The organism is Clostridium vitabionis, assembly GCF_015351765.1.
Classification (GTDB): domain Bacteria; phylum Bacillota; class Clostridia; order Lachnospirales; family Lachnospiraceae; genus Clostridium_R; species Clostridium_R vitabionis.
Map to the genome: position 1 here is coordinate 74,307 of NZ_JADKQA010000006.1, position 14,578 is coordinate 88,884.

10 protein-coding genes, 2 tRNA genes and 1 other RNA gene are annotated in these 14,578 nt (G+C 58.7%); 11 read left to right on the forward strand and 2 right to left on the reverse strand.

All coding sequences use genetic code 11. From position 1 onward, the window contains the following. From ftsH to tadA, 4 genes are all read left to right on the forward strand, one after another. A complete protein-coding gene (gene ftsH, locus ISF27_RS11485; protein ID WP_194611629.1) occupies positions 1 to 1,872 on the forward strand; it encodes an ATP-dependent zinc metalloprotease FtsH in 1,872 nt (623 codons plus the stop codon). 278 nt (positions 1,873 to 2,150) lie between these two features. After that, positions 2,151 to 4,295, forward strand: coding sequence for a glycoside hydrolase family 13 protein (locus ISF27_RS11490; protein ID WP_194611630.1), 2,145 nt, complete (start codon positions 2,151 to 2,153; stop codon positions 4,293 to 4,295). A gap of 163 nt (positions 4,296 to 4,458) precedes the next feature. Beyond that, positions 4,459 to 5,484 carry a branched-chain amino acid aminotransferase gene (locus tag ISF27_RS11495; RefSeq protein WP_194611631.1) on the forward strand — a complete coding sequence of 342 codons (1,026 nt, stop codon included), beginning with the start codon at positions 4,459 to 4,461 and terminating at the stop codon, positions 5,482 to 5,484. 102 nt (positions 5,485 to 5,586) lie between these two features. Next, positions 5,587 to 6,069, forward strand: coding sequence for a tRNA adenosine(34) deaminase TadA (gene tadA, locus ISF27_RS11500; RefSeq protein WP_235986368.1), 483 nt, complete (start codon positions 5,587 to 5,589; stop codon positions 6,067 to 6,069). Between the two features lie 45 nt (positions 6,070 to 6,114). Here tadA and ISF27_RS11505 read toward each other — a convergent pair. Next, positions 6,115 to 6,200, reverse strand: a tRNA-Leu gene (locus ISF27_RS11505). 14 nt (positions 6,201 to 6,214) lie between these two features. Continuing rightward, a tRNA-Tyr gene (locus ISF27_RS11510) sits at positions 6,215 to 6,296 on the reverse strand. Positions 6,297 to 6,431: 135 nt separating this feature from the next. Here ISF27_RS11510 and ffs point away from each other — a divergent pair. From ffs to ISF27_RS11545, 7 genes are all read left to right on the forward strand, one after another. Beyond that, positions 6,432 to 6,693, forward strand: an RNA gene (ffs, locus tag ISF27_RS11515) — signal recognition particle sRNA large type. A 332-nt stretch (positions 6,694 to 7,025) separates the two neighbouring features. Next, entirely contained in the window at positions 7,026 to 8,102 is a 1,077-nt protein-coding gene (locus ISF27_RS11520) for a 6-phosphofructokinase (protein ID WP_235986370.1), read from the forward strand. A gap of 293 nt (positions 8,103 to 8,395) precedes the next feature. Further along, positions 8,396 to 10,075, forward strand: coding sequence for a DNA polymerase III subunit gamma/tau (gene dnaX / locus ISF27_RS11525; protein ID WP_194611633.1), 1,680 nt, complete (start codon positions 8,396 to 8,398; stop codon positions 10,073 to 10,075). Between the two features lie 14 nt (positions 10,076 to 10,089). Further along, positions 10,090 to 10,434, forward strand: coding sequence for a YbaB/EbfC family nucleoid-associated protein (locus ISF27_RS11530; RefSeq protein WP_194611634.1), 345 nt, complete (start codon positions 10,090 to 10,092; stop codon positions 10,432 to 10,434). Between the two features lie 3 nt (positions 10,435 to 10,437). Next, a complete protein-coding gene (gene recR, locus ISF27_RS11535) occupies positions 10,438 to 11,037 on the forward strand; it encodes a recombination mediator RecR (protein ID WP_194611635.1) in 600 nt (199 codons plus the stop codon). Positions 11,038 to 11,055: 18 nt separating this feature from the next. Continuing rightward, the gene (locus ISF27_RS11540) at positions 11,056 to 13,392 is read left to right on the forward strand and encodes a tetratricopeptide repeat protein (protein WP_194611636.1); all 2,337 of its coding nucleotides are present in this window, start codon (positions 11,056 to 11,058) and stop codon (positions 13,390 to 13,392) included. Beyond that, entirely contained in the window at positions 13,385 to 14,146 is a 762-nt protein-coding gene (locus ISF27_RS11545) for a CvpA family protein (RefSeq protein WP_194611637.1), read from the forward strand. The genes ISF27_RS11540 and ISF27_RS11545 overlap by 8 nt, the downstream gene beginning before the upstream one ends. Positions 14,147 to 14,578 lie beyond the last annotated feature (432 nt).

The following is a 14,578-nucleotide window of genomic DNA, read 5'->3' on the forward strand; positions in this document are numbered from 1 at the left end:
GTGAATAAACGTCAGTCGGTGGGAAATGGCATCGGCATTGTTGTACTGCTGGTGCTCATTTTCCTGGTTTTCAGTTTCAGCAGGCAGAATTTCACCCAGAGTGAGGAAATCAACTACCCGGAATTTGAACAGCAGGTGGATGACGGCAATGTGGCGCAGGTGGTGATCCGCCCGAACCGGGAGATCCCGACGGGGGAAATCGAGTACACGACGAAGGGCGGAGAGCATCTGGGCTTCAGCACCCTGGATGTCAATGAGGTGGAGAAGCTTCTCCGCGAGAAGAACATTTCCTATTATACCGAGGCAATCCGGCAGGATAACTATTTCACGACAGTGATCCTGCCGATCGGGCTGACCGCCGGTATCCTGATCTTCCTGTTCACCTTCATGAACGCGCGGGCGGGAGCCGGGGGCGCCAACGCGAAAATGATGAATTTCGGGCGCAGCCGCGCCCGGGTGACCCGGAACAGCAATGTGAAATTTGCCGATGTCGCCGGCCTCGAGGAGGAAAAGGAGGAGCTCCAGGAGATCGTGGATTTCCTGAAGGATCCGACGAAGTATACCGAGCTCGGTGCCCGGATCCCTAAGGGCGTGATCCTGGTCGGGCCTCCGGGCACCGGCAAGACGCTGCTCGCCAGGGCAGTGGCCGGCGAGGCGGGCGTGCCGTTTTTCTCGATTTCCGGATCGGACTTTGTGGAGATGTTTGTCGGAGTCGGCGCTTCCCGTGTCCGTGACCTTTTTGAGGACGCGAAGAAAAATGCCCCCTGTATCGTATTTATCGATGAGATCGACGCGGTTGCCCGCCAGAGAGGAACCGGCCTCGGCGGCGGCCACGATGAGCGGGAGCAGACGCTGAACCAGCTCCTGGTTGAGATGGATGGTTTTGGCGTTAATGAGGGCATCATCGTCATGGCGGCGACGAACCGTGTGGATATCCTGGATCCGGCGATCCTGCGCCCGGGGCGCTTTGACCGGAAGGTGGCCGTTGGACGGCCGGATATCCGCGGCAGGGAGGCAATTCTCCATGTGCACTCCCGGAATAAGCCGCTTGCGGACGATGTCGACCTGCACCGGGTGGCGCAGACCTCCGTCGGGCTCACCGGCGCGGATCTCGAGAACCTGATGAATGAGGCGGCGATCAACGCGGCGAAGGATAAGCGCAAGTATATCTCTCAGCGGGATATTGAGCAGGCATTTATCAAGGTCAATATCGGCGAGGAGAAGAAGAGCAAGGTGATCTCCGAGAAGGACAAGAGGATCACCGCCTATCACGAGACGGGCCACGCGATCCTGTTCCACCTGCTCCCGGATGTGGGGCCGGTGCACACGATCTCGATCATTCCGACCGGCGTCGGCGCGGCGGGGTATACGATGCCGCTCCCGGAGCAGGATGAGCTGTTCATCACAAAGAATTACATGCTGGAGGAAATCATGGTCTCCCTCGGCGGCAGGATTGCCGAGGAGATTGTGTTCGGCGATGTGACGACCGGTGCCTCCCAGGATATCCGCCAGGCGACGAAGATTGCCCGGGCGATGGTGACCGAGTACGGGATGTCCGACAAGGTCGGCACGATCAGCTACGAGAACGACACCAACGAGGTCTTTATTGGCAGGGAGCTCGGACATGCCAGGAATTACGGCGAGGATGTCGCCGCGGAGATCGACCAGGAGGTCAAGCGGATTATCGAGACCTGCTACGCGAAGGCGAAGAAGATTATCCTGGATCACCGCGACGTGCTGGATCGCTGCTCCGCCCTGCTCCTTGAGAAGGAAAAAATCGGGCAGGCGGAATTTGAGGCACTCTTTAGCACTGATGCACAGGACAAAAATGCGGGGGGAAATCAGGCACCAGAGGATTGCACAAAAAGCTGATAAAGATTTGGCAATGTTTGTGCAGACAGTTTTGCGGGGCTATGCTACTATAATTCACGTACCACCCCCTTGGTACAAATGGTTTAACACCCCATAAATCATGGCCGGCGAAAGCTGGCCACGTGAATACCTTCTCCTGAAGAACCGGCTGCGAAGCCGGTTCTTTTCATATCTATTTGACACAGTTCGAACTTAGCAAATTTGCTTTTCGCGGGACGCTTGTGAAAAACGGGAAAACCCACTAAAATAATAGCCAGAGACAGAGGAGACTTGAATATATGGACAGTATCGATATAGAGGCTTTATTTTGCGATGAGACGGGCGCCTACCGGTGGCCGGAAGAGGCAGACCCGGACGAGACCGTGACGTTTTATTTCCGCACGGCGAGAGAAGGCGCGGATGCGGTATATTTTGTGGCGCACGACCAGCAAGGGCTGACCCGGCGCTACCCGATGAAGCTGCTGAGCCGCGATGAGCAGTTTGATTATTATTCCGTGAGCTATATTGTGGGGGAGGAAACGCTCTTCTATAATTTTCATATCGAGAAGGGCGGCGAGAGCTGCGAGTACGACCGCGCGGGGGTCGGCGGGCTGCCGTACCGCATGATGTTCCGCCTGACGCCGGGGTTTCATGTCCCGGAATGGAGCAAGGGCGCGGTCATGTACCAGATTTTTACGGACCGGTTCTGCAACGGCGACCCGGCCAATGATGTCGTGAACGGAGAATACTATTATCTCGGCCGCCCGGTCTGTCAGGTGAACTGGGATGAGCCGACAGCGGAGCTGGATGTTGGCCGGTTTTACGGCGGTGACCTGGCAGGGGTTCTCAAAAAACTCGACTATCTGAAGGATCTCGGGGTCGAGGCGATCTACCTGAATCCGGTTTTTGTCTCCCCGTCAAACCACAAATATGACTGCCAGGATTATTCCCACATTGACCCGCATTACACCGTGATTCCCGAGGATGCGGACAACCCGCAGCACGCCGGGAGCAACCGGGAGCGGGAAAAATATGTCACGAGGACGACGGATCTCAGGAATCTCCGGGCGAGCGACCGCTATTTTGCCGATTTTGTGAAGCAGTGCCATGAGCACGGTATCCGCGTGATTATCGACGGCGTATTTAACCACTGCGGCTCCTTCAACCGCTGGATGGACAGGGAGAGGATCTACGAGAAGCACGGCGGCTATCCGATCGGCGCGTTTATCTCCGGGAACAGCCCCTACCGGAACTTTTTCCAGTTCAATGACCCGAATGGCTGGCCGTACAACACTTCCTACGACGGCTGGTGGGGGAATGACACGCTGCCGAAGCTCAACTACGAGGCGTCGCCGGAGCTGGAACAGTATATTCTGGATATCGCGAAGAAATGGGTGTCCCCGCCGTACAGCTGTGACGGCTGGCGGCTGGATGTCGCGGCCGATGTCGGCCACTCGGCGGAATTCAACCATCATTTCTGGAAAAAATTCCGGAAAGCGGTGAAGTCCGCCAACCCGGACGCGGTGATCATCGCCGAGCATTACGGCGATCCCAGCGACTGGCTCGGGGGCGATGAGTGGGATTCCGTGATGAACTATGACGCCTTCATGGAGCCGGTCTCCTGGTTCCTGACAGGGATGGAAAAGCACAGCGACAGCGAAAACCCGTCGCTTAAGGGCGACGGCCAGGCCTTTTTCCACGCGATGCGCACGAATATGTTCCACATGCAGTCGCTCTCTGTGGCGTGCGCCATGAACCAGCTTTCCAACCATGACCATTCCCGCTTTATGACGAGAACCAACTGCCGTGTCGGAAGGCTCTCAAACGCGGGATTTGAGGCGGCAGGCCAGGGCGTCAACATAGGCATTTTCCGGCAGGGCGTGGTCATGCAGATGACCTGGCCGGGCGCGCCGACCTATTACTACGGCGACGAAGCCGGGCTCTGCGGGTGGACTGATCCGGACAGCCGCAGGACTTACCCCTGGGGCCATGAAAATCTGGAGCTGATCGAGTTCTGCCATATCGTCACCTTTCTCCGCCGCGAGATCAAGGCGCTGCGCCGCGGATCGATTCTTTGCCTTGCCGCGGAACAGGGGCTCGTGGTCTACGGGCGGTTCCTGCGCGGGAAGAATGCCAGCCGGTGCGTTGTCGCGGTCAACACCGACGATTGCTGGAAAAAGGTGCAGATTCCGGTCTGGAGAATCGGCGTCCGCGGCTCGGATGTCCTCAGGCGCCGTATGCTGACCTATGAGAGCGGTTACAATGTCGGCATCATCGAGTTCCCGGTGGCGGACGGCATGGTTTCCATCGACCTTCCTCCGGTGTCCTCCATGATTCTCGAGGCGAAGCCGACGGAGGAGCAGTTTGCCCCGACCGTGCTGAGCGGCGAGTGGGTATCGGATTACGCGGGGAAAATACCGCCGCAGGGAGGTTCCGCGCGGTGAATCGTGGGGAAGAGTGTGAAATAACGCGGAAGAACGCCATTTTCCCGACCTTTTTTTCAACACTGTCTTGAATGTTATTCAATAACTCTTTATAATTGTGATCGTAAAAATATCCTCAGACGTCCGATTGTTCAGAGGTTCGGGGAAGATAGGAGTGAAGATCATGGAAAAGAAAAATATCGACTGGGCCAATCTGGGATTTGGCTACCGCACAACGGATTACCGCTATGTCTCCTATTTCAAGGATGGCAAGTGGGATGACGGTGCCCTGATCACGGACCCGAACATCACGATGAACGAGTGCGCGGGCGTTCTGCAGTATTCGCAGAGCTGCTTTGAGGGCCTCAAGGCGTATACCACCGAGCAGGGGCACATTGTCATTTTCCGCCCGGATCTCAATGCCGAGCGTATGGAGAGCAGCGCTAAGCGGCTGGAGATCCCGGTATTTCCGAAGGACCGCTTCGTGAAGGCAGTCGAGGAGACCGTAAAGGCCAATGATGCCTGGGTTCCGCCGTATGGTACCGGCGCTACCCTGTATATCCGCCCGTATATGTTCGGCTGGTCCCCGGTCATCGGCGTAAAGCCGGCGGATGAGTATCAGTTCCGCATCCTGGTGACGCCGGTTGGCCCGTATTTCAAGGGCGGGGCGAAGCCGATCACCATCCGCGTCAGCGATTACGACCGTGCGGCGCCGAGAGGAACCGGCAATGTCAAGGCCGGCCTGAACTACGCCATGAGCCTCTATGCCATCGTCGATGCGCATCAGAAGGGCTTTGACGAGAATATTTACCTGGATCCGGCGACCAGGACCTACATCGAGGAGACCGGCGGCGCCAACGTGATCTTCATCACGAAGGATGGCACTCTGGTTACCCCGAAGTCGGACAGCATTCTTCCGTCCATCACCCGCCGCTCAATTGTCTATGTTGCTGAGCATTATCTCGGCATGAAGGTTGAGGAGCGCCCGGTAGCCCTCTCTGAGGTCAAGGACTTCGCGGAGTGCGGCCTCTGCGGCACGGCGGCGGTCATCAGCCCGGTCGGCAAGATCAATGACCACGGCAAGGAGATCTGCTTCCCGGCAGGCATGGAGAAGATGGGCCCGTACACCCAGAAGCTGTATGATACCCTGACCGGCATCCAGATGGGTCGTATCGAGGCACCGGAAGGCTGGATCCACGTGATCGAGTAATTCCGTATTCCCGGTACCGGCAATAGAGCATGAAACAACATGAACCGTCCTGTTTTTCCCGCGGGAGACAGGGCGGTTTTTCGGCTGCCCGGAGGTAAACTGATGAGAAAATACACGGCGGAGGAGAAGTATATGGCGATGGCGGTCCGCCAGGCCAGGCAGGCGGCAAGGATCGGCGAGGTGCCGATCGGCTGCGTGATTGTCCGGGACGGGGAGGTGATCGGCCGCGGCTACAACCGGAGGACGGTCGATCACAATGTACTTGCCCACGCGGAGATCACGGCAATCCGGAAAGCCTGCCGGGCGGTCGGCGACTGGCGGCTTGAGGGGTGCGACCTCTATGTAACGCTGGAACCTTGCCCGATGTGCGCCGGGGCGATTATCCAGGCGAGGATCCCTCGGGTGTATGTCGGCGCGATGAACCCCAAGGCAGGCTGTGCCGGCTCGGTGATGAATATCCTGGGGGAGAAGGGATTTAACCATCAGGCGGAGGTGCACACGGGGATTCTCGGGGACACCTGCTCGGCGATGCTGAAGACGTTCTTCCGGGAACTCCGGGAGAAGCGGAAAGAGGGGAAAACATAAGAAAGGGCTCATCCGAAATCGGATGAGCCCTGAAATTCGTCATTATGCCGGCAACCGGAATCGAACCGGTACGAAGTTTTATCCTCGCGGGATTTTAAGTCCCGTGCGTCTGCCAGTTCCGCCATGCCGGCTGATGAAAAAAAGATGGGTGGTGGTGGATTCGAACCACCGAAGCAATCTGCAGCAGATTTACAGTCTGTCCCCTTTGGCCACTCGGGAAACCACCCGTGTCTGACAGTTATTCATGTTAACACAGGAGCGCCAGAAAAGCAAGCGGTTCCTTGACAAAAATCCCGCGCTCCGCTATACTGTTTCCAGTTCAGCACATGCAAAATGCCTTTTCTTACAATGCCATAATTCTTCCGCACAGCCGGGGAGTCAGCGGTGCCCTGTACCTGCAATCCGCTACAGCAGGGGTGATGTCCCGCCTCGGGCGTCATGCGGCGGAGCTGCCCTTCACACGCGGCGTTGAAGTCTGGGTCTTGCGCAACGGAAATCCGTGAACCGTGTCAGGGCAGGAATGCAGCAGCACTAAGCGGAAGCTTTCGTGTGCCGCGAGACAGCCTGGGCCGAGCAGGCGATGGAGGTAACGTCCGAAACATGCGTCCAAAGCGGGGCGTGCGGATTTTATCTGTTCAGGATATGTCGGGGAGAGCCCGCAAACGGGCTGCCTGCAGGCGGAGCTCCGAACAGGTTCTGTTTGAAGAAAGATATGGGGTGCCATGGGGAGAGATTTCCATGGCACCTTGTTTGTTATCCCCCGGCATGCAGCCAAGTGCCGCAGGTGCCCGGCCCCGCATCGAGCAAAGCTTTGCGGGATCCAGGCAGGATTGTTTTTTGCCGCAGGCTTGCCCGCAGAATTGACGTCCGCCTCCGGAGGGAACTATAATTAAGACAACTGTTAGGATGTGCCGGGAAGTGCAGTCCGGCAGGAAAAGCCGAAAGGGGATAAGACAATGAGATTTGGCATGTTAACCAGCGGCGGAGATTGTCAGAGCTTAAACGCGACGATGCGCGGCATCGGCAAGGCACTGTACCGGATGTATGACGACGTACAGATTTACGGCTTCAATGAAGGATATCGCGGCCTGATGTATGAAGATTACCGGATCATGGAGCAGGAGGATTTCTCCGGCCTTCTCGTCCGCGGCGGCACAATCCTCGGCACTTCCCGGACACCGTTCAAGCTGATCAATGAGCCGGATGCCTACGGCAACGATAAGGTGGAAATGATGAAGCAGACCTACCGGAAGCTGCGCCTGGACGGGCTGATCGTCCTCGGCGGCAACGGGAGCCTGAAAACCGCGAACCTGCTGAGCCAGCAGGGTCTCAAGGTTGTCGCGGCGCCGAAGACCATCGATAACGATCTCTGGGGTACGGATACGACGTTCGGTTTCCAGAGCGCACTCTCGATCGCGACCAATGCCATCGACTGCATCCACACGACGGCAGCCTCGCACCGCCGGGTGTTTATCGTGGAGATCATGGGGCACAAGGTCGGCTGGCTGACCCTGTACGCGGGGATCGCCGGCGGCGCGGATATCATCCTGCTCCCGGAGATTCCCTACGACATCGACTGCATTGTCAAGGCAATCCAGGCAAGGACGAAGAGCGGCCAGCACTTTGCCATCCTGGCTGTCGCCGAGGGGGCGATCTCCAAGGAAAAGGCGGCCATGACCAAGAAAGAGCTGAAGGAGTTCACGAAAAAGGCTCCGGCTTATCCGTCAGTCGCCTACGAGGTTGGCGCCGCGATTGCCGAGAAAACCGGGCAGGAGATCCGCGTCACGGTTCCGGGCCACATGCAGCGCGGCGGTATCCCGACGGCATACGACCGCCTGATTGCGACGCGCCTCGGCGCTGAGACCGCCAAGCTGGTCAGGGATAACAATTTCGGTTACATGGCGGCGTTCCGGAACGGGAAGATCACGAAGGTTTCTCTCGAGGAGATTGCCGGGAAGCTCAAGACGGTTGACCCGGACAGCCAGGAAATCCGGGAGGCGAGGGCTGTCGGCATCAGCTTCGGCGACTGTTGAAAGCAAATTTGCTAAGTTCGAACTGCGCTCGCGCTTGTTCTCACTAAGCAAATTCGCATAGCTCGCACTAAACTCGCGCTTCGCCCGTTGGGCTCGCGCTCCGCTTCGCGGATAGCCACTCCACTAAACTCGGACTGCGCTTTCGCTTGTCCTCGTTAAGTGGCTGGTTATCGTTAAGTGCTCTGCATAATAAGGGCGGAAAGTGCCCGGGGGATCCCGGGCACTTTCCGGGTATTCCGGATCCGGGGATATCGGTCCGGAACATAGAAGGAACATGACGGGGGAAACAGCACATGGCTTACACCGCACTTTACAGGAAATGGCGCCCGCAGACATTTGACGATGTCAGCGGCCAGGATCACATCGTCCGGACGCTGAGAAATCAGATCCTGACCGATCATGTGGGGCACGCCTATCTGTTCTGCGGCACCCGCGGCACCGGCAAGACCAGCGTCGCGAAGATCTTTGCCCGGGCGGTGAATTGCGAGCACCCGAACAACGGGAGCCCCTGCGGGGAGTGCCCGTCCTGCAGGAAGATCGCCGCGGGCAATTCCCTGAATGTCATGGAGATCGACGCCGCGTCCAATAACGGTGTCGATGATGTCCGGGAGATCCGGAACCAGGTGCAGTATCCGCCCTCGGAGGGCAGGTACCGGGTGTATATCATCGACGAGGTGCATATGCTCTCGGCGGGGGCGTTCAATGCCCTCCTAAAGACCCTGGAGGAGCCGCCGTCCTACGTGATCTTTATCCTGGCGACCACGGAGGTGAACCGGATCCCGGTGACCATCCTCTCGCGGTGCCAGCGGTATGACTTCCACCGGATTTCCGTGCAGACAATCACAAACCGGCTGACGGAGCTCTGCGCCGCCGAGAAGATCGACGCCGAGGAAGCCGCGCTGCGCTATATTGCGCGGGTCGCGGACGGCTCTATGCGTGATGCCTTAAGCCTTCTTGACCAGTGCGCGGCCTTCCATTTTGATGAAAAGCTGACCTATGACAATGTGCTGGACGAGCTCGGGGCGGTGGACAACAGCGTATTTACCCGTCTCCTGGATGAGCTCGCGGCGGGGGATGTCCGGGCGTGCCTCGGGGAGCTCGACCGGGCGATTGTCCAGGGGCGGGAGCTGACCCAGATGATCACGGACTTTATCTGGTATCTCCGGAGCGTCCTGCTCATGAAGGCAGGCGGGCCGGAGATGGCCGACATGATCGGCATTTCCACGGAGAATGCCCGGATCGTGAAAAAGCAGGCGGACGCCCTGCCGGAAAATGTCCTGATGCGCTATATCCGCGTGCTCTCGGAGCTTCTCGGCACGATGCGGCTGAGCTCGCAGAAGCGCGTGCTCGCGGAGATTGCCATGATCCGGCTGACCCGGCCGGAGATGGAGACGAATCCGGATGCGGTGCTGGAGCGGCTGGAGAAGCTGGAGAAGCAGATGCGGGAGCTTCCGCAGAACCTGTCCGCGCTGGCCGGTGGCCTTGCAGCCGGGGGCGTGCCTTCCCCCGCGGCATCGGGAAATGCCTCTGCCGATACCCCGGGACCAGCCGGCGGGGGTGCCGCGGCGAACCGGCCGAAAAAGGTCCTGCTTCCGCGGGCGGAGTACGAGGATCTCATGGAGGTTCGGAATAACTGGAGGACGATCCAGGGCACCGTCCGGCAGCCCGGAAGGGCGGCTCTCGCGGGAACCCGGGTGGATCCGGCGGGAAATGGACGGCTGAATATTGTATTTCGCGACAAAACACATTATGATATCGTCAGCCGGAGCCGCGGATCCGAGGAGGGCGATGTCCTCAGGGAACTGTCGGCATCGGTGGCTGAGCTCTATCAGAAGAAGATGGAATTTACCGCGGAATACCAGAGCGATGGCAGCGACCAGGAGATCGAATACGGAATCAGCGACGAGGAGCTTCGGGAGAAAATCCACATGGATGTCGAGGTGGAGGATGCGCCCGAGGACCGGCAGAAGTGAAGGAGGAGAAAAACATGGCAAAGCGCGGCGGTTTCCCGGGCGGAATGCCCGGCAATATGGCCAATATCATGAAGCAGGCGCAGAGAATGCAGCGCCAGATGGAGGAAAAGCAGAAGGAACTCCAGGATAAGGAGTATACGGCGACGGCCGGCGGCAGCGCGGTGACCGTGAAAGTGAACGGGAAGCGCGAGGTGATTTCCGTCACGATCGCCCCGGAGGCTGTGGATCCGGACGATGTGGAGATGCTCCAGGACCTGATCGTCGCCGCGGTGAACCAGGCGCTGCAGCAGGCGGAGGATGACACCACGTCGGAGATGCAGAAGCTGACCGGCGGCATCGGAGGAGGCCTGCCCTTCTAAATTATGGATTATTACAGCACGCAGATCAATGAACTGATTGCGCAGCTCGCCAAGCTCCCCGGCATCGGCAGCAAGTCTGCCCAGCGGCTGGCATTTTACATCATCAATATGCCGGTGGAGCAGGCGGAGAAGCTGTCCGGAGCGATCCTGGACGCAAGGCACAATGTCCACTACTGCAGGGAATGCCAGACGCTCACGGACAGGGACATTTGCCCGATCTGCGCCAATCCCGAGAGAGATCACGGCACGATCATGGTGGTGGAAAATACCCGCGATCTTGCCGCCTATGAGCGCACCGGGAAGTATGACGGCGTTTACCATGTACTCCATGGGGCGATTTCCCCGATGCTGGGCATCGGTCCGAATGACATCCGCCTGAAGGAGCTGATGCAGAGGCTCTCCCGGGATCCGGTGAAGGAGGTCATTATCGCCACCAACTCCAACCTGGAGGGGGAAACCACGGCGATGTACATCAGCAAGCTGATCAAGCCGTCGGGCATCAAGGTGACAAGGATTGCCAGCGGCGTGCCGGTCGGCGGTGATCTGGAATATACGGATGAGGTAACGCTGTTGCGCGCCCTGGAGGGACGCACGGAACTGTGAGATGAGGTACAGGTGAAAATGGATAAGACAGAACTGAATTATAAGGTCAGTCAGATCAAAAAGCTGGTGAACAAGAGCGATTACGCGACGGCGATGAAGATTGCCGACACCATTGACTGGCGGCAGATCCGCAACCAGGCGACGCTCGCCATGGCGTCCCGCGTCTATGAGAAGAACGGGGAGTACCAGGACGCGCGGGATATTCTTCTGATTGCCTATGAACGGTCTTCCATCGGCCGCGGCATTCTCCGCAAGCTGTGTGACCTGGCTCTCCGCGCCGGCGACGTGAAGGAGGCGGAAGCCTACTATCGTGAGTACTGCGACCAGGTGGATGACGACGATGCAACCCAGTACCTTCTCCGCTACCTGATCCTGGAGGCGAAGAAGGCCCCCATCGAGCAGCAGGTGAATGCCCTGGAGATGTACTGCAATATGGAACTGGATGATAAGTGGATGTATCATCTGGCGGAACTCTATCAGAAGGCCGGGCGCGAGGAAGACTGTGTCCGGATGTGCGATAAGATCATGCTGATGTTCGGTCTGGGCAAATACGTGGATCGGGCGATGGAGCTGAAGATCCAGTACGCCCCGCTCAGCAAGTATCAGATGGATCTCGTGGAGAACCGGGAGAAGTATGAGCAGAGGCTCCGCGAGGTGCAGGAGAAGTACAGTTCCGCGGATGATGCGGACGACGAGGACGCGGTGGATGATTCCGAGGCGGCGGGGGAGGATTCCGGCGCGGGTTCGGAGGATTCCGGCGCGGGTTCGGACGATTCCGGCGCGGCTTTGGACGATTCCGACACGGCTTCCGGCGATCCTGACACGGCTCCGGACGATGCCGAAGATGGCGGGGAGATTTCCGGCGCCGCTGCGGACGATGCTTCCGGGGACGGCCTTGTGGCAAATGCCGCCGCCGCGGAGCCTTCCGGGGCAGAGGCCGGCGGGGATTCCCCGGCTGCCGAAGATGCGGACGCGGATATGGCACTTGCCGCGAGCCTGCACGAGGCCAAGGCGGAGGAGGAGCTCGCGCGCGAGGTCTCCAGAATGCAGTCCGAGACTGTCTCCGCGGCGGAGGAACCGGATGTCAGCAGTGAGGAGACGAAGATTTTCCATTCGGTGCGGGATACCGGAGCGTCTTCCGGGGCGGCTGCCCACAAGGCAGAGACGGGAAAAACGTCTTCCGCGAAGATTCCGGCACTTTGCTTTACCCTTGCCGTGGACACGGACGCGGATGCCGGCACGCTGAAAACCAGGGTGGGTGATACCCTGCGCGCTATCCAGGCTGAGCTCGGGGTCTCGCGAAAGGTGAAGGGTATCCAGAGCGCCAGCCTCAATAACCGCGGCGTTGCGGCATTTCTCCGCCAGCTCGAGGGAGCCGATGTGGCGGTTCTCGGCGCCGGGGACCTGGGGAAGAATACGCTGGCAGACCTCAACAGCCGGCTCAGCCATCTGGCCGAGCCGGTGACGGTTGTCCTGGTGGATTCTCCGGCAAAGCTTGAGAAGCTCCGCAATAAATACGCGGATCTGATGGCAGGATATGACGAATACACCGATTCGGAGGAAACGCGGAAGAAGATCCGCGATGTCCGGGATGCGGCAAAGGCGGAGCAGGAGGCTGCACGGGCGGCGGAAAAGGCCGCCGAGGAGCGCGCAGCGGCAAGACGCGCCGAGGCGGAAGCGGAAGCCCGAAAAGCGGCGGAGGTGAAAAAGGCTGAGGAGGCTGGCAGAGCGGCGGAAGCGGCTAAGGCTGAGGAAGCTGACAGGGCGGAGGCTGAGGCCAAGGTTCTGAAGGAGCAGAAGGCAGCGGACGCGCGGAAGGCGGAAGAACAGGAACACAACGGCGCAGAGCCCGGAGATTCTGCCGCGGCAGCACGGGCGCTGGCGGAGCAGAAGGCCGCTGCCGCCCGCAAGGCAATCGCTGAGGCTGAGGCTGCCCGCAAGGCTGCTGAGGAGGCCCTGAGAGCCGCTGAGGAGGCGGAGAGGGAGCTGGACGAGGACGAGCCAGACGATGAGGATGCCGAGCCGGAGGAGGAAGAGCAGGACGCGCCGGAAACTGAGGAAAATGAGGAGAGAACCTCCCCAATTCCGCAGGATGGCGAGCTGGATATCGATGCTTTCGTCCAGTATGCCTGTGAGTATGCGGTTGACTGCGACTGCAGCATCGACGGCAAAGCGAAGCTGGCCCTCTACGAGCGCGCGGAGATGATGGAGGACGACGGAATCCCGCTGACCCGCGAAAACGCGGTTGACCTGATTGAGCGCGCCGCGGACAAGGCAGAAAAGAAAAAGCTGTTCTCCCGCCGCTATGATAAGAACGGTTATCTGATTTTGAAGGAGAAGAATTTCTTTGATTGATCTCACGGACAAATGGCTTGCCCTTGCGGCAGCCGTCTATCTGCTGGTGATGATCCTGTATGGACACTGGCGCGGCTTCTTCCGGATGGCCGTGACAGCAGTCTCCCTGGTGCTGACGATGACTGCCGCCCATTACGGCGGGCCTGCGCTCGGCACCTACCTCAGGGAGAACACGGGCATTTACCAGACGGTGGGGGAGAATATCGCTTCGGCGGCGGGGCTTGACGCGGCATTTGCCGGTACACCTGCCTCAGGCACCACACCCCTGGAAAATGCAGACACCACAGGGAATCCCTCTCTGCAGAGGGAGGTGATCGAGGCACTGAATCTTCCGTCCCAGATGAAGGATGCCCTGGTGGAAAATAATAATTCGGAGATCTATCATCTCCTGGGTGTGGACAGCTTTGCCGATTATCTTGTCAGCTACCTGGCGAACAGTGTGATGAACATTGTATGCTTCCTGGCTGTGTTTGCGGCGGTCTATGCCCTGATCCGGGTGCTGATGACTGCCCTGGACATTATCTCGCATATCCCGGTCATCCATGGTCTGAACCAGATTCTCGGGGGCGTGGTCGGGGCGGCGGTCGGGCTTTTTGTGATCTGGATCCTGATGCTCTTTATCACGGCATTCCAGACGACACCGGCGGGCGGCATGCTGATGGACCAGATTGCGGGAAGCGCATTCCTGAGCTGCCTTTACCGGAATAATATGCTGAGCATGATCGCACTGGAGACCGTGAAACATATTTTGTGAAGCCCGGTCTTTCCCGGCATGGTTTCATAAGAAAACAGGATAATGCTGCGGCGTGAAGCCGCGTACAGGGGCGGGCCTTCTGGCCTGCCCTTTTTGTGGGATTTTCCGCGGATGCCTGACGTGATTTTTATCGGGAGCGCCATGACGCAGGAAAACTCCGCGCAATTGCCTGAGGGGCGGGTGCCTTGGCACAGGGCAGCGATCCTGCCAGGGCAGATCAGGGGGTTACAGGTAAGAGAACCCTGCGGGATAATTGTGAGAATTGCATGAAATGTTAATGCAAAATACACATTATGACGCGAAAGACCGAATTTTCACGAAACACATTCCGCTGGCGTACCCACAAAATGCTGATATTTCCTTGCTTTTTTCACTAGATCTTGCGGACGGAAAATTGTTTTAGAAAAGTTGAAAATTCCGCTTGACTTCCTA